This window comes from Stenotrophomonas sp. K-6, assembly GCF_056861555.1.
In genome coordinates this window covers 379,281-398,009 of the sequence record NZ_JBSPUC010000004.1, presented here as the reverse complement: position 1 = coordinate 398,009, position 18,729 = coordinate 379,281, and the positions used below count along the sequence as shown (strand labels likewise).

Here is an 18,729-nt window from a genome sequence, read left to right as displayed (position 1 = left end):
CGGCCCAGCAGCGGCGCACGTACTGCCGCAGTGCTGCTTGAGTGCGCGCTGGAGCACCGGCATGCTCGGTGCTCCAGGCTGGCAGGGAGCGCGCCACGATGACGATGCGCCCGCCGGACCGCGACATCAAGGAGCGATAGGCATGGCTGGAGCACGTTCGAGGATGGTCCGTTGTCTGCTCGTTCTGGGGTTGGGGGTCGGCGCCTGGGCAAGCCCGTCGGCCCAGGCTGTGGGGCCCGGCCTTGCGCAGTACCAGCGTGCCGAACGCGTGCTGGACCAGCAGCTGCGCGGCAAAGTGCGCAATGCGGCCGTCGCACCGCGATGGCTCGCCGACGGCCGCTTCTGGTATCCCCGCCAGCAGGAAGATGGCCGCACGACCCACATCCTGGTCGATCCGGCGACGACCACGCGTACGGCACTGTTCGACGACGATATGATGCATGCGGCACTGCTCGCTGCCGGGATCGCTGATCCAGGCCAAGTGATGCAGCAGGTAGACCGCGTTGCCCAAAGCGGGCATGGCCTGGAGATCACCCTTCGCGTAGACGCGCAGCAGGCGGTCGTCTGCACGCTGCCGATGCCGTGCGAGGTCCAATCGTTACCGGTTGCCGATCCCCGTGATCTGCCGTCACCTGACGGTCGGCACAGCGTGCGGGTCGAGCAGGACAACCTCTGGCTGCGCAGTGGCTCCGAGGGTGCGCGCCGGGCGCTCACCATGGATGGCGAGCCCTCTCACGGCTATGGCGTACTGCCCGATTTCGCCCTGCGCGGCATTCCGCGGCGGGCGGGCAAGATGCATATGCCGCCTTTCGCGGTCACCTGGTCGCCCGACAGCAAACGCCTGTTCGGCGTCCGCTATGACGAGCGTCAGGTGCTGCCTTACCCGTACCTGGCGACCGCCCCGACGGATGGCTTCCGCCCGGTGGTGCATGAAGTGCGGTTGGGCCTTCTGGGCGACGCCGAGCAGGTGCGCGATGCCTGGTTCGTCACTGAAGCGGATGGTAGCGGCACGCAGCATATCGCCGTTCCCGAAGGCTGGTACACCTTGACCGAAGCCGGCGTGCTGGGCTGGTCGGCCGGTGCGGACAAGGTCTATGCGGCGATCGTGCGCTACGACCACCCGGCACGACTGCGCCTGGTCGAGGTGGATGTGCGGACCGGTAGCGTGCGCACCGTGCGGGAAGAGCGCAGCGATACCCGCGTGCAGCTCAACAGCTACCCCTACAACCGGCCGGCCGTGCACGTACTGCAGCACGGCAACGGCATCGTCTGGTTCTCCCAGCAGGATGGCTGGGGTCATCTGTATCTGATCGATCGCCGCGATGGCCACATCATCCGTCAGCTGACCCGGGGCGAATGGCTGGTGCGCGATGTGGTCGGCGTCGATGAAGCGCGCGGCCAGGTGCTGTTCACCGCCGGTGGGCGCGAGCCGGGTGATCCCTACCAGCGGCGCCTTTATCGGGTCTCACTGGACGGCGGCACCCCGGTCCTGCTCACACCGGAAGCGGCCGATCATGCGATCGATGCTGGCGCCGGGCTGTTGATGGGTGGGCGTGCCTCCCACCTGCTGTCACCCTCGGCGGCGTACGTGGTCGACAGTTACTCGCGGGTGGACCAAGCACCGGTCAGCGTACTGCGCTCGACGACTGATGGACGCGTGGTGCTGCCGCTGGAACGTGCCGATGATCGTGCCGTGCGCGCGGCTGGCTGGGTCCCGCCACAGCGGGTCACTGTCCTGGCGGCCGACGGCCGGACCGGCCTGCAGGCCACGGTCTACCTGCCGCCCGGCTACCACGATGACGGACGGCATCCGGTGATTGATGCGATGTACGGCGGACCCCACATCACCAATGCGCCGGTCGGTTTTGTCGACGCCACCGCGACGATGAATCCGGTGGCGCGCTCAAGTCTGGCCCAACTCGGCTTCGTGGTGGTGAGCATCGATGCGCGCGGTACGCCTGGTCGCTCCAAAGCCTTCCACGATGCCAGCTTCCTGACCGCCGCCGATCTGCAGCTGGACGATCATGTCGCGGCGATCCGCGAACTGGCGGAACGCTATCGCGGCATGGACCTGACGCGGGTCGGCATCTACGGACATTCTTTCGGCGGCTACAGCGCAGCGCGTGCCCTGCTGCGTTACCCGGCGTTCTACACGGTCGGCGTGGCCTCGGCCGGCAGCCACAGTTTCCAGGGCATGTACGGCGGCGCGATCCACGGCATGGACCGCCTGGTCGGCGGCCAGCCGGTCTATGCCGACGGCACCCGCGTGCGTCCGCAACCAGGTGCGGTGCCGCCGTTGTTCCAGCCGTTGGCCAACGATGCACTGGCCGACCGCCTGCAGGGCCGGCTGATGCTGGTCTACGGCGACCTGGACGAGAACGCGATGCCGGCGCTCACCCTGCAGTTGGCGCGTGCCCTCACGCTGGCCAACAAGGACTACGACCTGCTGTACCTGCCCAACCAGGACCACGAGCTGTTCCGCAACGACGATTACTACATGCGCCGGATGTGGGACTACTTCGTCACCCATCTGATGGGCGCAACGCCGCCGTCGTACCGGATCGGGGCAGGGGCCTCGCCATGAGGTGAGGCGGCCCGCTCAGCGGTGGGCATCGGCGGTGTCGTCCGCCGCTCCCCCCATAGCACCACCGCCCATTCCTCCCATACCACCGCCTCCGCCGCCGCCTTTGCCGCCGCCCTTGTCACCGCCCTTGTCACCCGCATCGCCCCTGCCTTTCGCACCGGTCGAGGGCCGTGCCGGGCCTTGCCGCGGAATGGTGACCGAGGCCGGAATCGGATCCAGGTCCAACGCCTGACGGATGAAATCGCGTAGCGACACCACCAGGTCGGCCGTGGGAACGACGCGGCCCTGGGCCATCTCGTTGGCCGCGTGTGCGGCAAGCCGCACCTGCTCATCGGTGCCCAGCAGGATGATGTCCGACAGGGCTGCTTCGACTGCATCACGGATGCGGCGCGCGCGTTCGCCCCCGCTCTCTCCCTCTGCCGGCAGGTGCAGCACATCGCCCTGTTCGCTCCCGTCGGGCAGTGCGCGGACATCACGGCGATGGCGTGGGTCGACGTCGAGCGTACCGGTGAACGATCCGCCAAGGACTTTGTAGGCGGCGATCAGCGTGCGCAGCCGCTCGTTGATCTGCCGGTTCTCGCGCTCGCGGCGCTGCTGCATGGTCTGCATGACCATCAGCCGGATGCCGACGCCGATCAAGGTGATGACCGCCAACCCGACCAGGGTGGAGAGCATGGCCTGCCAGGAACTGAAGTCGAGACCGCGCATTGCGTCTTTCCGTGAACGTCTGCCGATCAGGTTAGCAAGAGACGCAGGAAGGTAATGGTGAGGGCAGAGTCCGGGACTCTGATCGCACGTGACGCGATGCGCTCGACCGGGGATGCCGACAGCGGGCGGGCAAAGGCCGACCCCACCATGCCGCTCCCGCCCTCAGGCAGGAGCAGCACGTTACAACGCCTTACTTGCGGGCGCGCTTGGCCGGTGCCTTGCGGGCAACCGGCTTGGCGGCAGCACGCTTGGCCGGGGCGGCCTTGCGGGCCGGGGCCTTCTTGGCCACAGCCTTCTTGGCGGTAGCGGCCTTCTTGCCGACGGTCTTCTTGGCGGCCGCGGTCTTCTTGGTCACGGCCTTCTTGGCGGTGGCGACCTTCTTGCCAACCGACTTGCGGGCGACGGCGGTCTTCTTGCCGGCCACCTTCTTGGCGGTCGCGGTCTTCCTGGTCACGGTCTTCTTGGCGGTGGCCGACTTCTTGGCAACGGCCTTCTTGGCCGTGGCGACCTTCTTGCCGACGGTCTTCTTGGCGACGGCGGTCTTCTTGCCAGCCACCTTCTTGGCCGCTGCGGTCTTCTTGGTCACGGCCTTCTTGGCGGTCGCCGACTTCCTGGCAACAGCGGTCTTGGCAGCGGCGACCTTCTTGCCAACGGTCTTCTTGGCGGCGGCGGTCTTCTTGGTCACGGCCTTCTTGGCGGTCGCGGTCTTCTTGGCGACAGCCTTCTTGGCGGTGGCGACCTTCTTGGTCACGGTCTTCTTGGCAGCGGCAGCCTTCTTGGTCACGGCCTTCTTGGCAGTCGTGGCTTTCTTGCCGGCAGCCTTGGTGGTCTTGGTCACAGCCTTTTCAGCGGCGGCCTTCTTCTTGGCGACCTGCTTCTTGATCGCGGTGGCTTCGGCCTTGGCATTCTTCTTGGCCGCTTCCAGCTTCTGCTTGGCGGTGGCCAGGGTCTTGCCGACCGACTTGGCGGCCTTGTCAGCCTTCTTGGCGACGGTCTTCTCGACCTTGGTCACGGCCTTCTTGACCTTGGCGACCTGGGTGGCGGCCTTGCGTGCGCGCTTGGCGGTCTTCTTCACCGAAGCGACTGCATCTTCCGCAACGTGTGCGATGGTCTCGCCCACATTGGTGGCGGTTTCTTTTGCATCTTCGACGGTCTGCGAGAGAACCGTGGTCACACCATTACCGTTGCTCATTGAGTGCCTCCTAAGGGGCCTGGTTAGTCAAATCGCTGGCGATGCTATACCGGCGCGGTCCATCGTGGAACGGTCTTGATGCGATGCTCGTGCCAAGCCGACAGTAGCACTGTCATCGTCGGCAGCAAGCAACGCACCGGTCGCGTGCACGAAACCCCTTGAAAACAGCAGTGGCGTTCCAGAACGTGACGCGCACGATATGCCTCGATGCGCATGCGGGGTGCATCCAACGAACCGATGATTGGTCGCCGCACTCGATCCATTCCTCACCCTCGCACGCCGTTTTTGCGCTGGTTTCGATGACGCGGGCATGCCCTGAAGAGGCATGATCAAGGGGCGATGTGGCTGCGCCGGATACACCGCAGCGCCCTCCCTGGCGCCCTCCCTGGTGCCCCACCATGTGCCGCATCGGCACCGCCGCGCGCGCCTGGGCAACCCCACCGCGAAGCCGAGGACGTAGTGAATTTCATCCGGGGTTTAACCGGGTGCGGACACACTCATTCAGGTTGAATTACCGTATACGTGTTTCCCCTGCCCCCGCCCTCTCCGACACGGAACCGCCGGACCATGCGACCGCTCCCGACCCTGCTCACGCTCGCCCTCGCCGCTGCCTTCGGCGGGTTCACCGCCACGGCCATCAACGCGCACCTGGACAACCGTGCCGAAGCGGCGCCGGCCGCGTACACGATTCCCAGCGCGGCCGCGCTGCCCGCAGCCGTCGCCGGGCAACCTGTGCCCTCGCTGGCGCCGATGCTGGACCGTGTGATGCCGGCGGTGGTCAGCGTCAACACCAAGCAGGTGGTGCGCGTGCGCAACCCCTATTTCAACGACCCGTTCTTCCGCCGCCTGTTCCCGGAAGTGCCGCAGGAACGCATCAACGAATCGCTGGGCTCGGGGGTGATCATCGATGCCGCCGAAGGCCTGGTGCTGACCAACCACCACGTCATCGACAACGCCGACGACGTGCAGGTGACCCTGGCCGACGGGCGGACGGTCAAGGCGGAATTCATCGGCTCCGATGCCGATACCGATGTCGCGTTGATCCGCATTCCGACCGGCAACTTGACCGAGATCAAGCTCGGTGACAGCGCGCAGCTGCGCGTGGGCGACTTCGTGGTGGCGATCGGCAACCCGTTCGGTTTCAGCCAGACGGTCACCTCCGGCATCGTCTCGGCGGTAGGCCGCAGCGGCATCCGCGGGCTGGGCTACCAGAACTTCATCCAGACCGATGCCTCGATCAACCCGGGCAACTCCGGCGGTGCGCTGGTCAATCTGCAGGGGCAGCTGGTTGGCATCAACACCGCCAGTTTCAATCCGCAGGGCAGCATGGCCGGCAACATCGGCCTGGGCCTGGCGATTCCCTCCAACCTGGCACGCGACGTGGTCGACCAACTGGTCAAGCACGGGGTGGTGGTGCGGGGCACGCTCGGCATCGAGAGCCAGAACCTCACCCAACAGATCGCGCAGGGTTTGGGCCTGACCGAGACACGCGGCGCGCTGGTCACCCGCGTGCTGGCCGGGTCCAGTGCAGCCGCTGCCGGGTTGAAGCCGGGCGATGTGGTGGTGTCGGCCAACGGCCAGCGCGTGGACAGCGCGCAGGCGCTGCACAACGTGGAAGGCCTGCAGCCGGTCGGCAGTACGCTGACCCTGGACGTGCGCCGCGAGGGCAAGCCGCTGCAGATCAAGGCCACGCTGAAGGAGCAGGCGCGCGCGGTCACCGGGGAGTCGCTGGACCCGCGCCTGGGCGGCGCCACATTTGTCGATCTGCCCGAGTCGCTGCGCCAGGCCGGCGTCAGTGGCGTGCTGGTCAGTGAGGTCAAGCGCGGCAGCCGTGCGGCCAACTCCGGTCTTGCGCAGGGTGACGTGATCACCGCGGCAACGGCGGGTGAGTTTGCCGATCTCGCCAGCTGGCGCGCCAACTTCCAGCAGCGCCCGGCACAGCTGGTGGTAAGGATCATCCGTGGAAACACCGGGGGCCAGCTGGTCATGCGCTGAACGCGCGAGCAGCCGTAACGTCGCTTACACCCGGCCGGTGCTATTACCTTGTGTTCGTTGCCGTCGGATCGTCCGCGGTCACCTTCCCCATCGCACAGCAGGAGATACACGATGAGCCCCACCAATACCGAGAACCTGAAGGAACACCTGGGCGAAGCCGGCTCGCACCTGAAGTCGGCCGCCACCGCTGCCGGCGGTGCCATCAAGGGCGCCACCGGTGCTGCCGGTGACGAGCTGCGCATCGGCAAGGCCAACGTCAAGGCCGAGCTGTCCGATACCGCGCTGTCCGGCCTGGCCGCAGCCGAGTTCGGTGGTGCCGCCGCCAAGGAACAGGTTGATGCACTGATGGACAAGGGCAAGGACCTGGTCGACAGCGCCGCCGAGCTGATCCGTGAGCGTCCGCTGGCCTCCTTCGGCGTGGCCTTCGCGGCTGGCTGGATCATCGCCAAGCTGGCCCGCAGCGGCGGCGACAAGTAAGCAGCGGCGTGAGCGATCAAGCCCAGTCGACCGCCTCCGGTGGCGCGGATACCCCGCCACCGGACAGCGGTGAAAAAGCACCCCGCCTGGACGAGAGCATCCGCCAGGTCGGTGAGGCCGGCCGTGAGACGGTCGATTCGGCCAAGCACACGCTGCGCTCACTGCGGCGGTTGGCCTCGGCCGACTTCGCACTGGCGCGCAGCGCGTTTGGTCGGGCGCTGGCCTGGGCCGGGGTGGCGATCGTATTCGGTGCATCGGCCTGGTTGCTGCTGGCCGGTACGCTGATCGCGTTGATGCAGCGCTGGGGCCTGTCCTGGTTCCATTCGTTGCTGATCACCTCGATCGTCAGCCTGCTGGTGACCGGCTATTCGATGTGGCGGGTGTCGTTCTTCTTCCGCCATACCGGCATGCATGCCACCCGCCGCCAGTTGTCGCGGTTGGGCCTGTATGACGAACCCAGCGAAGAAGATCCTGATGCCGACGTGGATACCACCGGGGTGAAGCGATGAACTTCGAAGCCTTGCGTCAACGTGTCCAGCGTGCGGAGTTGGTGGTGGCGGTGCGGGTGGAGAAAACCCGCAGCAGCTGGTCTACCCTCAGCACTGTCTGGCGTACTGGCTGGACACCGCTGCGTATCATTACCGTGGGTCTGGCCGGCGGCTTCCTGGCCGGCAAACTGGAACCGACCGGTCTCGGCGCGAAAGTGCAGGGCGCGCGTTGGTTGCAGATGATCGGCTCTGTGTCCAATCTGGTTGCCAGTACCCAGGCGGCATTTGCCTCGATGCAGGCCAGTGAAGCGGCCGATACCGCCGAACAGGCCGCCGACAAAGTGGATGACGCGGCCGATGAAGTGCCCCGTCAGGCTGCGCCGGCAGCAGCGGGCCCAGCAACCCCGCGGCTCAGCCCGCAACGGCGCGCCGAATCCGCGTCGCCAAACCAGCCGCAGCCTGCCGAGGCCGCCACGGACCTGTCCGAACGCTGATCGCATCGCGGTCACACGCATCTTCTGAAGGCCCTGCGGCGCACGCCATGGGGCCTTTCTTCATCTGCACGCCCCCCACACGCCACGCGCACCCGGCTTGCCCAATAATGGCGCTCCTTTCCCACCTGCGACCCGCATGAGCGTTCCGGTTCCTCCTTCCGCCGAAGCCGTCGTCGCACCGCCCCCGCCGCGTCCGCGCGCCCCGATGTCGCTGGTGATCCTGGCCACACTGGCCGTGGCCTTCACCTTGTGGGCCGCGCAGGACGTGGTGCTGCCGATTCTGCTGGCGATGTTCTTCGCGCTGGTCGGCAACCCGATCCTGCGGATGCTGCAGAAAATCTGGATTCCCCGCTTCCTTGGCGCGGTACTGGTGCTTGGCATTGGCTTGAGTGGCGCCGCCGCATTGGGTGTGCAGCTGGTCGGCCCGGCAATGGAGTGGGCCCAGGAAGCACCGCAGCAGCTGCGCAAGGTCGCCCGCCAAGTGCAGAACCTGACCAAGCCCGTGCAGCGGGCCAACCAGGCGGCCGAGAATTTCGCGCGCGTGGCCGGTGGCGAAGGCAGCCGCCGGGTGCAGATCGTGCGCACCCAGCTTGATGATCCCTACAAGGTACTGACCCGGGCGCCCCGGTTGGCCGCCTCGGTGCTGGCGGTGGTGCTGTTGACCCTGTTCTTCATGATCTACGGGCAGAGCCTGCAGAAGCACGCCATCGCGTTGTTCCCCAGCCGTCAGCAGCAACGGTTCACCACGGACATCCTGCGCTCGATCGAGCGCGAGGTGTCCCGCTATGTCCTGACCATCACGGTGATCAACACGCTGGTCGGCCTGGTGTTCTCCGGAATCCTGCTGCTGCTTGGCATCTCGCTGCAGGAGGCGCTGCTGTGGGGCACCGTGGCCGCGCTGCTGAACTTCGCGCCCTATGTGGGCCCGCTGATCGGCGTGGCGCTGATGCTGCTGATGGGCTTCGTGGAGTTCAGTGATCCCTTCAAGGCACTGCTGCCGGCGGCCTGCTATCTCGCGCTGCATACCATCGAGGGCCAGGTGGTGACGCCGATCGTGCTTGGCCGGCAGATGGCGATCTCGCCGCTGATCCTGATCCTGGCGCTGATGGTGTTCGGCTGGCTGTGGGGCATGATCGGCCTGCTGCTGGCGGTGCCGCTGCTGGTCTGCATCAAGCTGGTGCTGGCGCGGCTGGATGGCACCCAGGGCTGGGCCAAGCTGCTGGAATAAGCAGTTCAGGGCAAGGAGACGGCTGGCCGCGCGATCCCCGGTGCTGCCAGAATACCGGCACCTTTTCGGATGGATCCCGGCCCTGATGTCTTCCTTCGCTAGCCGTTGCCTCGCCCTCGCCGGCCTTGTCACCCTCGCTGCCCCGACGTTGGCCGCCCCCCCGCCCAGCGCCGAGGTGGCCAGCCGCCAGCTGATCGAGGCGGTCACCTGCAAACGTCACCTGACGCCTGCGCAGTTCGCCGCGCTGGCGAAGGTGCTCAAGCCGACCGAGCTGCAGGCGTATGGCGAACTGTCCGATGGCGAGTATGCGCTGACCACGCCACTGTCCGTGCTGGGCCAGCCGGTGAACCGCCTGCACCTGTATGACGGCGCCAGCGGTGAGGACGGCATTGACAGCTACACCGCGTACTTCAGTACGGCCGGTATCGACCAGATCACAGCGCTGGCGAAGATCCCGCGCAACGAAGCCGGCGATTACACCCTGGAGGTGGGCCGCCATGACCTCAGCGTGCGGGAGGACGAGGGCCAGGCAGCCATCACCTGTTCCTACGACCTGCGCTGAAGCACTGCCCTGCGCTGCCTGCGCGCACCATGAAAGCCCGCGCGCGCAGGCGTAGAATGGCGGGGTGAATTTCCCCGTCCAAGCCATCACCCTCGACCTCGACGACACCTTGTGGCCGTTCGCCCCCATCGGCGCCCGCATCGACCAGGTGTTGTACGAGTGGATGCTCCAGCACAGCCCCGCCACTGCCGCGATGTACCCGGTGGCGGCGATGCGCGAACTGCGCGAGCGCTCCTTCCATGACAACCCGCACCTGCACTACGACCTGAGCGCGCTGCGCCGGTTGACGCTGAGCGAGGCGCTGGAGAAAAGCGGCGCCGATCCGGCGCTGCTGGAGCCGGCCTACGAGGCGTTCTACGCCGCGCGCAACCAGGTCGAGTTCTACCCGGATGCGATGGAGGCGCTGGCCCGGATCGCCGCACGCGTGCCGGTCGCCGCCCTCAGCAACGGCAATGCCGACCTGCAGCGGATCGGCGTGTCCCACCACTTTACCTTCCAGCTCGGCTCGCGCGAGCACGGTGCCGCCAAGCCGGCCGCCAGCATCTTTCATGCCGCCTGCGACCGCCTCGGCGTCGCGCCTGCCCAGGTCCTGCACGTCGGTGACCACGCCGAGATGGACGTGGTCGGGGCGATGCAGGCCGGCCTGCGCGGCTGCTGGATCAACCGCGAAGAGCACACCTGGAACCACCCCTCACTGCAGCCCGATCTGCAGTTCGACACCCTGACCGGGCTGGCCGACTGGCTGGATGCGAACGCATCCGCCCAGCACGCGTAAGCCGCCGCCCAAGGAGCATTCGAGTCCCATGTCCCAGATCAACGGTTTCACTTCCGAGACGCGCAACGCCCTGCCGCTGCACGTGATGACCCGCGAGCAATACGCCGGCTGGCGCGCGCAGCAGTCCGACGCGCTGGGCGCATGGCTGGATGCGCAGCGCTTCAACGGCAGCGGTGGCAGTGTGGTCCTGCTGCCGGGCGAGCACGGCCTGGCCGGCGCCATCGTCGGCGTGGGTGACCCGGGGGATGTCTACAGCTACGCGCATGCGCCATTCGCGCTGCCGGAAGGCACCGTCTGGACGCTGGCGGATGCACTGCCACCGGAGATCGAGACCCTGCTGCAGCTCGGCTGGGGCCTGGGCAGCTACCGCTTCGCGCGGTATCGCACACCGAACCGTGCGCCGGCCCAGCTGGCCGCCACGCCCTCGGCTGAAGTGCGCGACGTGATCGCCGCCAGCCTGCGCGTGCGTGACTGGGTCAACACCCCGACCGAAGACATGGGTCCGCAGCAGCTGGAAGACGCCGCGCGCGAACTGGCCAGCGCCCATGGCGCGCAGATCGAGGTGATCACCGGCGATGCGCTGCTGGAGCAGAACTTCCCGTCCATCCACGCGGTGGGCCGCGCCTCGCATCGCGCGCCGCGCCTGATCGTGCTGCGCTGGGGCACTGCAGGCCAGCCGCATGTGGCGCTGGTCGGCAAGGGCGTGTGCTTCGATACCGGCGGACTGGACATCAAGCCGGGCGATGGCATGCGCAACATGAAGAAGGACATGGGCGGCGCCGCGCACGCGCTGGGCCTGGCCGGGCTGATCATGGCCCAGCAGTTGCCGGTGCAGCTGACCCTGCTGATCCCGGCGGTGGAAAACGCGATCGGTCCGGATGCGTTCCGCCCGGGCGAAGTGATCGCCACCCGCAAGGGCCTGAGCATCGAGATCGACAACACCGACGCCGAAGGACGCGTGATTCTCGCCGATGTACTGACCTATGCCAGCGAGCAGCAGCCGGAGATCGTCCTCGATTTCGCCACCCTGACCGGCGCGGCCCGCATCGCGCTCGGCCCGGACCTGCCGGCGCTCTTCAGCAACGATGACACCCTGGCCCAGCAGTGGCTGCAGGCCGGTGAATCGGTGCGCGATCCGGTCTGGCGCATGCCGCTGTGGCGCCCGTACCTGCGCTACCTGCACAGCAACATCGCGGATCTGGCCAACGCCGGTTCGCGCATGGCCGGCTCGGTCACCGCCGCGCTGTACCTGGAGCGCTTCATCGCCGAAGGCCAGACCTGGGCACACCTGGACGTATACGCCTGGAACGACGGCGAGCGCCCGGGCCGCCCGGCCGGTGGCGAAGCGCTGGCGCTGCGTTCGGCGTGGGCGATGCTGAAGACGCGTTACGCCTGAGGCTGCACCGGGTAGTACCCGGCATCCGCTATTCCCCACGATCCCCGCCCCGGCGGGGATCGTCGTTTTTGAAGAGTTGTCGAAAATGTGAATATCGGCTTGCGCCGTGTTCTGCGACGATGCCCGCTGTCGCCCACCCACACGCATCGTGAAGGCAGGAATCCGGACATGTCGCTTTTCGGCTATACCCGCGCTGGTCGCGAACCGGGCGGCCCACGCCCTCCCTCACCGTTGCTGTGGATCGCGCTGATCGCCCTGATCGCCGGCGGCCTGGTGCTGGCCTTCGCCTGGCTGGCCGGCTGGATCGGCCGCGACCGCGTCACCGCGCAGACCTTCACCGATGCCATCGAGGCGACGGGGCCACCGCAGCCCGGCTTCCGTCGCGCCCACACCAAGGGCGTCTGCGTCAGTGGTGTGTTCCAGGGCACGCCGGAAGGCGCGGCACTGAGCTCGGCACGCGTGTTCCGCCAGCGCCAGGTACCGGTACTGGGCCGCCTATCGATCGGCGGCGGTGACCCGCATGGCGCCGACAACAAGGCCCGCGTGCGCAGCATGGCGCTGCAGCTGGTCAGCGACGATGGCCAGGAATGGCGCATGGCGATGAACAGTTTCCCGTTCTTCGCGGTGCCCACCGCCGAGGCCTTCCTGGAGCAGACCCGCGCCGGCGCGCCGGACCCGGCCACCGGCAAACCGGACCCGGCGAAGATGGCCGCCGTGCTGGAAAAGTACCCGTCCGCGCGGGCCTTCCAGCAGTGGGCCAAGACGGCACCGTGGTCGAACAGCTGGGCCAACACCGCCTACAACGGCGTCAACAGTTTCCGCTTCACCGCCGCCGATGGCAGCCATCGCTTCGTGCGCTGGAGCATGCGCCCGCAGGCGCCGTTCGAAGACATGACGCCGGAGCAGCGCGCGCAGTCCGACGATGATTTCCTCAGCGAGGAGTTTGCGCAGCGGCTGGCACAGGGCCCGGTGCGCTGGGACATGTGGGTGACCATCGCCAACGACGGCGACCCGATCAATGATCCCTCGCAGGTGTGGGCGGAGGATCGCCGCCAGGTAAAGGCCGGCACGCTGACCCTGACCAGCATGCAGCCGCAGGCCACGGGTGCCTGCCGCGACCTCAACTACGATCCGCTGATCCTGCCCAGCGGCGTGGCCGGCACGGATGACCCCATCCTGGCCGCACGCTCGGCGGTGTATTCGCAATCGTTCAATCGCCGCGAGCGTGAGATCGCCAGCGGCAAAGCGCCCGCCGCCACGGGCAAGGAAGGTGCGCGATGAACCGTGACGCTGGCCATTTCAATCTCCTCGCACGCGTCCTGCACTGGCTGATGGCGGCGATGATCCTGACCATGCTGTTCGTCGGCGTGACCATGGTCGCGTCGCTGCACTGGCGGCCGATGCTGATCGATCTGCATCGACCACTGGGCATCGCGATCCTGCTGCTGGTGCTGGTGCGCCTGTACAACCGCCTGCGGCATCGCCCACCGCCGTTGCCGGCCGACCTGCCCGCCTGGCAGGCCGCGGCCGCGCATGCCTCGCACTGGGTGCTGTACGGGCTGATGCTGGCCATGCCGCTGGTGGGGTGGGGCATGCTCTCTGCCGGCGGCTACCCGATCGTGATGGGCGGCGGCTTGCACCTGCCCGCGATCCTGCCGCACAACCCGGCGCTGTATGCCGCCCTGCGCAATGCACACAGCCTGCTCGCCTATGTGCTGTTCGCCACGGTGGTGATGCACCTGTCGGCGGCGCTGTTCCACCTGTGGGTGCGCCGCGATGGGGTGTTCCAGGCGATGGCGAAGGGGCCGCAGAAAGGGCGCAACGACGATGCCGGATGAAGCAGGCTGCCTGGCGTCCCGGTAGCCACCGACCGCGTCACAACCAGCCTTTCTGCCGCGCCAGCCGATACGCTTCGATGCGGTTGGCCACGCCGAGCTTGCCGATGCACTCGGACAGGTAGTTGCGCACCGTGCCGTGCGACAGCCCCAACTGCGTGGCGATCTCGCTGGCCGAGCGGCCGTCACCGGACAGGCGCAGCACCTGACGCTCGCGGTCGTTGAGTGGATCGGCCTGCGACCACGCATCCAGCGCAAGTTGCGGGTCGATCGCGCGACCACCGTGCTGCACCTGGCGCAGCGCATCGGCCAGGCGTTCGGCCGGGGCATCCTTGAGCAGATACCCGCAGACACCCGCATCCAGCGCACGGCGCAGGAAGCCCGAGCGCGCGAACGTGGTGACGATCACCACCTTGATCGGCAGGCCCTGGCGGGCGATCCGCTGCGCCAGTTCCAGCCCGGACAGCCCGGGCATTTCGATATCAGTGACCAGTATGTCCGGCTGCAACTGCTGCAGCATCCGCCACGCGGCCTCGCCGTCGGCTGCACTGCCCAGCACCTCGATATCCGGTTCCAGCCCGAGCAGCGCTGACAACGCGCCACGTACCATCGCCTGGTCTTCGGCGAGCACGATGCGGATCATGGCGCGCCTCCGGCAGGCACCGTCGGCGCTGCAGGCATCTGCCCGGGCGCCGCCACGGCGATGGTCGCGGCAGGCAAGGTGACCCGCACCGTCACGCAGGTGCCCTCCCCTTTCGCCGACTGCAGCGCCAGGGTGCCGCGCAGTGCAGCGACGCGTTCGCGCATGCCGGTCAGTCCGTTCCCATCAACGTGGACGCCGCCGCGCCCGTCGTCACGGATCTGCATCAACAGACTGCGCCCGTCCTGCTCGAAGGTGATCCACGCCTGCCGCGCCTGCGCATGGCGGGCGACATTGGTGACCGCCTCGCGCAGGACCAGTGACAGCGCACGCTCGGTATCGACCGGCATCGGTGGCGGCGGCGCGTAATGCAGGTGCACGTGCTGGTACTCCAGCAGCAGCCGGGCCGAGGCGAGTTCGGCCGCCAGATCGCTCGCGCGGATACCGGTAACGGCGCTGCGCACTTCCGCCAAGGCCTGCCGCGCGATCGTTTCAGCCTCGTCCACTTCGCGGCGCGAGCCGGCTGGATCGCGGTCGGCCAGCTTGCGCGAGAGTTCCAGCTTCAACGTGATCAACGACAATGTATGCCCCAACAGATCGTGCAGATCGCGGCCGATGCGCTCGCGTTCGGCGGTCGCCGCCAGCCGACGCACTTCATCCTGCGACAGCTGCAGCGCCGCATCCTGTTCATGACTGGCGGTTTCGAAATTGACCACCAGGCTGATGATCATCGCCATGCTCGGGATCCAGATCAGCGCCTGCCACGGATAGTGGGCGAACAAACCCACCACCACGAACAACGCGTTCAACCCCACCAGTTGCAGCAGATAGCGCCCATAGCCACTGCGGCGCGAGACGCGCAGGGTGACGCAGCCGAAAATGAAGTAACTGACCGCCGAGGGGTACCACGCCAGCGGCACCAGCCCCAGCACCACCATGGACAGCGCATAGCGCGGTGCGCGGCAACGCGGGGCGAGCAGCACACCGGCGTAAAGCGCGAGGAACACCGGGTAGGTCAGCAGGGTCAGGGCCGCCCAACGCCAGGTGTAGCCACTGCCGAACAGCGGTGTCAGGAACACCCATAGCGTCCACAGCAGGTGGATCGCGTCCACCCACGGCGATTTGCCGCGCCGCAGGTTCTCGGCCACGGCCGAATCCGGCGCAGGGCGCAGCAAGTGGGCGAGCCGACTGAAGGACACGGACAATTCCAAGGCAGAGCGAACAGGCGCGATCATGCCACTTCAGCCGATCCGCCGCAGACGGCGGCGTGCCAGCCCAAGCGCCACCACGGTGATGCCGAGCAGCACGGCGATATGCACCCAGGCACTGCCTTGCGCTGACTGACCGACCGCTGGCAGCGCCAGCTGGGCCAGGTGCCAGGTCGGCCACAGCGGCGCCAGGGTGCCGAACAGCGGCGGCAGCATCGACAGCGGCAGCCACAACCCGGACAGCAAGGCCAACGGCAGATAGACCAGGTTGACCACCGCCGGGGCCGCGTTGGCACTGACATGACTACCGATCAGCAGGCCGATCGCGCCCAGCGGCAGCGCGGCGAATGCCGCAACCGCCAGCAGATGCAATGCAGCGCTCGGAGTGACGGCCACACCTGCGCCAGTCGCCACCGCGATCAGCAGCATCGCCACCAGCACCGCGAACAGAACGGCCATCAACAGGCGCGCGAGCAAGGGTGCCAGCGGCGGCATCGGCAACGCGCGCTTGAGCGTGAGCAGGCCGCCCTCACGATCCAGCGCCAACTGCACGCCGAAGCCGAACAGCGCCGGGGCCATCGCACCGAAGACGCAGTAGGTGGCGAGCAGATAGACCGGGGCCTGGCCGCGACCGAGCAGCACACCGAACAAAGAATAGAACAACACCGGGAACAGCAGCGACGGCAGCACGAAGCCCGGGTAGCGCCAGGCTCGGCGCAGTTCGCACACGATCTCGGCACGGTAGATCGGCCAGGCGGGCGCGCGGGCGGGCATGGCGGATACGGTTTCCGTCACGGTGTTCATGCAGCCTCCCGGGTCAGTTCAACAAAGGCGTCGGCCAAGCCGCCGCCATGCACTTCCAGTTCCTGCAGGTGCGGGTCTTCGGCGAGCAGGCGCGCAACCACCGGCTCGGCCGGTTCGGCCAGCAGCTGCAGGCGCAGGCCATCGCGGACCGCCTCGCGCACGCCCGGCCAGGTCTTCAACGCCTCCACCTCCAGCGCGCTGCGGCAGCGGATGCGACGCGGCGCCAGTTGCTGGCGGAACTGCGCCAGCGGACCATCGGCCAGCACCCGGCCCTGTTCGATCACCACCACGCGCTGGGCGAGCGCCTCGGCTTCTTCCAGATAATGCGTGGTCAGCAGGACACCGCAGCCTTCAGCCGCCAGCTGCCGGATCGCCTGCCAGAGCTGCTGCCGCGCCTGGATGTCCAGGCCGGTGGTCGGCTCATCGAGAAACAACAGCTGCGGCCGGCCGCAGACCGCGATGGCGAACTGCACGCGGCGCTGCTGACCGCCAGACAGCTTCCCATACCGACGCCGGGCAAGATCGGTCAGCCCGCTCAGCGCAAGGCAGTCCTCCAGCGAGCGCGGATCGGCATAGCAGGTGCGCGCCAGATCGATCAGCTCCCGTACCTGCAGCACCGGTGGCAACGCGGTGGCCTGCAGCATCACCCCGATGCCGCCGCGACGGTCCCGGTCCTGCGGGTCGCCGCCAAGCAGTTCGACGCGGCCCGCATCGGCACGACGCAGGCCCAGCAGCAGGGAGATGGCGGTGCTCTTGCCGGCACCGTTGCGACCGAGCAGCGCCAGTACTTCGCCGCGGTGCAGCGAGAAACTCACGCCCTGCAGGGCGGCGACATCACCGTAGTGGGCCTGGACGTCGTGCAGACTGGCCAGGGGCGAAGCGGTGGGTTCGGTCATGACGGACTCCCGGAGAGGACACCGACAGCGTCTACTGCTGGCCGCGGCCGCCCCAGTGCCCGTCGTCAGCCCATGCAGGTGACAGCTGTCACTGCCGCCGCGCCAAGCCGCCGGGCATGCTGTGCACCACCCCGGCCACCGCGCTGGTTTGCCCCTCGGCCGCCGATGCGGTCACACTCGGCCCGATTCCCCGTCCAGACTCACGATGAACGCATCCGCTGAACTGCTCAAGGAACTCCGCATCGACCGCAAGGCCGGTTCGCCGCCCCCGTCGCCCCCGCGACGTGGCCGCTGGATCGTGCTGGCGATCGTCCTTCTCATTGTGTTGGCCGGCTTGGCCTGGTTCGTGCTCGGTCGCGAGCGCCCGATCGCCGTGACCACCGCGCCCGTGGTGGCGATCCAGCAGGGCGGCGCCAGCAGCTCGGTGCTCGACGCCAGCGGCTACGTGGTCGCCCGGCGCATGGCCACCGTCTCGGCCAAGATCACCGGCAAGGTGCGGGAGGTGATGATCGAGGAAGGCATGCGCGTGGAAGAGGGTCAGGTGATGGCCACGCTCGACCCGATCGATGCCAACGCCCAGCGCAGCCTCTCGGCCTCGCAACTGGAGGCGGCGCGCAGCCAGTTGGCCGGTCTGCAGGCACAGGTCGTCCAGGCCGATGCCGAAGCCGGTCGCCTGCAGGCACTGGTCGGCCAGCAGCTGGTCTCGCGCTCGCAGTACGACCAGGCCATCGCCCAGCGCGACAGCCTGCGCGCGCAGCTGCGCACCGCCCAGCGCAACACCACCGTGGCCAGCGATTCGCTGGCGATCGCCGACCTCGGCGTGGACAACAACATCGTGCGCGCGCCGTTCTCCGGCGTGGTCACCGCCAAGGCCGCGCAGCCGGGCGAAATCGTCTCGCCATTGTCGGCGGGCGGTGGGTTCACCCGGACCGGCATCGGCACCATCGTGGACATGGATTCGCTGGAGATCGAAGTCGAGGTCGGCGAATCCTTCATCGGCCGTGTGCAGCCGAAGATGCCGGTCGAAGCCACCCTCAATGCCTACCCGGACTGGAAGATTCCGGCCGAGGTGATCGCGATCATCCCCACCGCCGACCGCGGGAAGGCCACCGTGAAAGTGCGCGTGGCGCTGAAGACCAAGGACCCGCGCATCGTTCCCGAGATGGGCGTGCGGGTCAGCTTCCTGGAAAGTGCCCAGCCCGCCGAAGCCGCCAAACCGCAGGGCGTGCGCGTACCGGCTTCGGCGATCGTGGAGCGCGAGCAGAAGACCGTCGCCTTCGTGGTCAAGGACGATGCGCGGGTGGAACAGCGCGCGATCACCGTGGGCACCACGCTCAACAACGACCGCCAGGTCACCCGGGGCCTGAGTGCCGGCGAGGTCGTCGTGACCACACCACCGGCCGAGCTGCGCGACGGCAGCAAGGTTACCGAAACCCCCTGACGGGGC

At 67.8% G+C, this 18,729-nt stretch carries 18 protein-coding genes; 12 read left to right on the top strand and 6 right to left on the bottom strand.

Features of this window, described 5'->3' with window-relative positions:
- Positions 1 to 142 precede the first annotated feature (142 nt).
- Complete coding sequence (locus tag AC13F7_RS14745) at positions 143 to 2,584, top strand: S9 family peptidase (RefSeq protein ID WP_483001730.1); 2,442 nt, start codon at positions 143 to 145, stop codon at positions 2,582 to 2,584.
- A gap of 15 nt (positions 2,585 to 2,599) precedes the next feature.
- Here the strand turns inward: AC13F7_RS14745 and AC13F7_RS14740 are convergent, their stop codons facing one another.
- Together AC13F7_RS14740 and AC13F7_RS14735 are read right to left on the bottom strand one after the other, a co-directional pair.
- Entirely contained in the window at positions 2,600 to 3,292 is a 693-nt protein-coding gene (locus AC13F7_RS14740) for a hypothetical protein (RefSeq protein WP_483001728.1), read from the bottom strand.
- A 190-nt stretch (positions 3,293 to 3,482) separates the two neighbouring features.
- The gene (locus AC13F7_RS14735) at positions 3,483 to 4,484 is read right to left on the bottom strand and encodes a histone (protein WP_483001726.1); all 1,002 of its coding nucleotides are present in this window, start codon (positions 4,482 to 4,484) and stop codon (positions 3,483 to 3,485) included.
- Between the two features lie 567 nt (positions 4,485 to 5,051).
- Here AC13F7_RS14735 and AC13F7_RS14730 point away from each other — a divergent pair.
- The 10 genes from AC13F7_RS14730 to AC13F7_RS14685 all read left to right on the top strand — a co-directional run bounded on the left by AC13F7_RS14730 (position 5,052) and on the right by AC13F7_RS14685 (position 13,737).
- A complete protein-coding gene (locus tag AC13F7_RS14730) occupies positions 5,052 to 6,479 on the top strand; it encodes a Do family serine endopeptidase (protein WP_481469352.1) in 1,428 nt (475 codons plus the stop codon).
- 111 nt (positions 6,480 to 6,590) lie between these two features.
- Positions 6,591 to 6,956, top strand: coding sequence for a hypothetical protein (locus tag AC13F7_RS14725; protein ID WP_019185548.1), 366 nt, complete (start codon positions 6,591 to 6,593; stop codon positions 6,954 to 6,956).
- Positions 6,957 to 6,964: 8 nt separating this feature from the next.
- Complete coding sequence (locus AC13F7_RS14720; protein ID WP_483001724.1) at positions 6,965 to 7,465, top strand: phage holin family protein; 501 nt, start codon at positions 6,965 to 6,967, stop codon at positions 7,463 to 7,465.
- The gene (locus AC13F7_RS14715) at positions 7,462 to 7,938 is read left to right on the top strand and encodes a protein sip-5 (protein ID WP_483001723.1); all 477 of its coding nucleotides are present in this window, start codon (positions 7,462 to 7,464) and stop codon (positions 7,936 to 7,938) included. The genes AC13F7_RS14720 and AC13F7_RS14715 overlap by 4 nt, the downstream gene beginning before the upstream one ends.
- Positions 7,939 to 8,074: 136 nt before the next feature.
- Positions 8,075 to 9,166, top strand: coding sequence for an AI-2E family transporter (locus AC13F7_RS14710; protein WP_483001721.1), 1,092 nt, complete (start codon positions 8,075 to 8,077; stop codon positions 9,164 to 9,166).
- Between the two features lie 85 nt (positions 9,167 to 9,251).
- Positions 9,252 to 9,728: a hypothetical protein gene (locus tag AC13F7_RS14705; protein WP_483001719.1), complete on the top strand. Its 477-nt coding sequence runs from the start codon at positions 9,252 to 9,254 to the stop codon at positions 9,726 to 9,728.
- A gap of 64 nt (positions 9,729 to 9,792) precedes the next feature.
- Positions 9,793 to 10,503 (top strand): HAD family hydrolase, encoded by a 711-nt coding sequence (locus AC13F7_RS14700; RefSeq protein ID WP_481469343.1) that lies wholly within the window; start codon positions 9,793 to 9,795, stop codon positions 10,501 to 10,503.
- Between the two features lie 28 nt (positions 10,504 to 10,531).
- Entirely contained in the window at positions 10,532 to 11,899 is a 1,368-nt protein-coding gene (locus AC13F7_RS14695; protein WP_483001716.1) for a leucyl aminopeptidase family protein, read from the top strand.
- 168 nt (positions 11,900 to 12,067) lie between these two features.
- Entirely contained in the window at positions 12,068 to 13,180 is a 1,113-nt protein-coding gene (locus AC13F7_RS14690) for a catalase family peroxidase (protein ID WP_483001714.1), read from the top strand.
- Positions 13,177 to 13,737: a cytochrome b gene (locus AC13F7_RS14685; RefSeq protein WP_483001712.1), complete on the top strand. Its 561-nt coding sequence runs from the start codon at positions 13,177 to 13,179 to the stop codon at positions 13,735 to 13,737. The genes AC13F7_RS14690 and AC13F7_RS14685 overlap by 4 nt, the downstream gene beginning before the upstream one ends.
- Before the next feature lie 37 nt (positions 13,738 to 13,774).
- Here AC13F7_RS14685 and AC13F7_RS14680 read toward each other — a convergent pair whose 3' ends face one another.
- From AC13F7_RS14680 to AC13F7_RS14665, 4 genes are read right to left on the bottom strand one after another with little or no spacing between them, the layout of a single operon-like run.
- Positions 13,775 to 14,377 carry a response regulator transcription factor gene (locus AC13F7_RS14680; protein WP_123731154.1) on the bottom strand — a complete coding sequence of 201 codons (603 nt, stop codon included), beginning with the start codon at positions 14,375 to 14,377 and terminating at the stop codon, positions 13,775 to 13,777.
- Positions 14,374 to 15,609, bottom strand: coding sequence for a sensor histidine kinase (locus tag AC13F7_RS14675; protein WP_483001710.1), 1,236 nt, complete (start codon positions 15,607 to 15,609; stop codon positions 14,374 to 14,376). Before AC13F7_RS14675 ends, AC13F7_RS14680 begins: the two co-directional genes overlap by 4 nt.
- A gap of 6 nt (positions 15,610 to 15,615) precedes the next feature.
- The gene (locus tag AC13F7_RS14670; RefSeq protein WP_483001707.1) at positions 15,616 to 16,386 is read right to left on the bottom strand and encodes an ABC transporter permease; all 771 of its coding nucleotides are present in this window, start codon (positions 16,384 to 16,386) and stop codon (positions 15,616 to 15,618) included.
- On the bottom strand, positions 16,383 to 17,282 hold the full coding sequence (locus tag AC13F7_RS14665) for an ABC transporter ATP-binding protein (RefSeq protein WP_483001705.1): 900 nt from the start codon (positions 17,280 to 17,282) through the stop codon (positions 16,383 to 16,385). The genes AC13F7_RS14670 and AC13F7_RS14665 overlap by 4 nt, the downstream gene beginning before the upstream one ends.
- Before the next feature lie 205 nt (positions 17,283 to 17,487).
- On the opposite strand from AC13F7_RS14665, the gene AC13F7_RS14660 reads away from it, so the two are divergent.
- A complete protein-coding gene (locus AC13F7_RS14660; protein WP_483001703.1) occupies positions 17,488 to 18,723 on the top strand; it encodes an efflux RND transporter periplasmic adaptor subunit in 1,236 nt (411 codons plus the stop codon).
- Positions 18,724 to 18,729 lie beyond the last annotated feature (6 nt).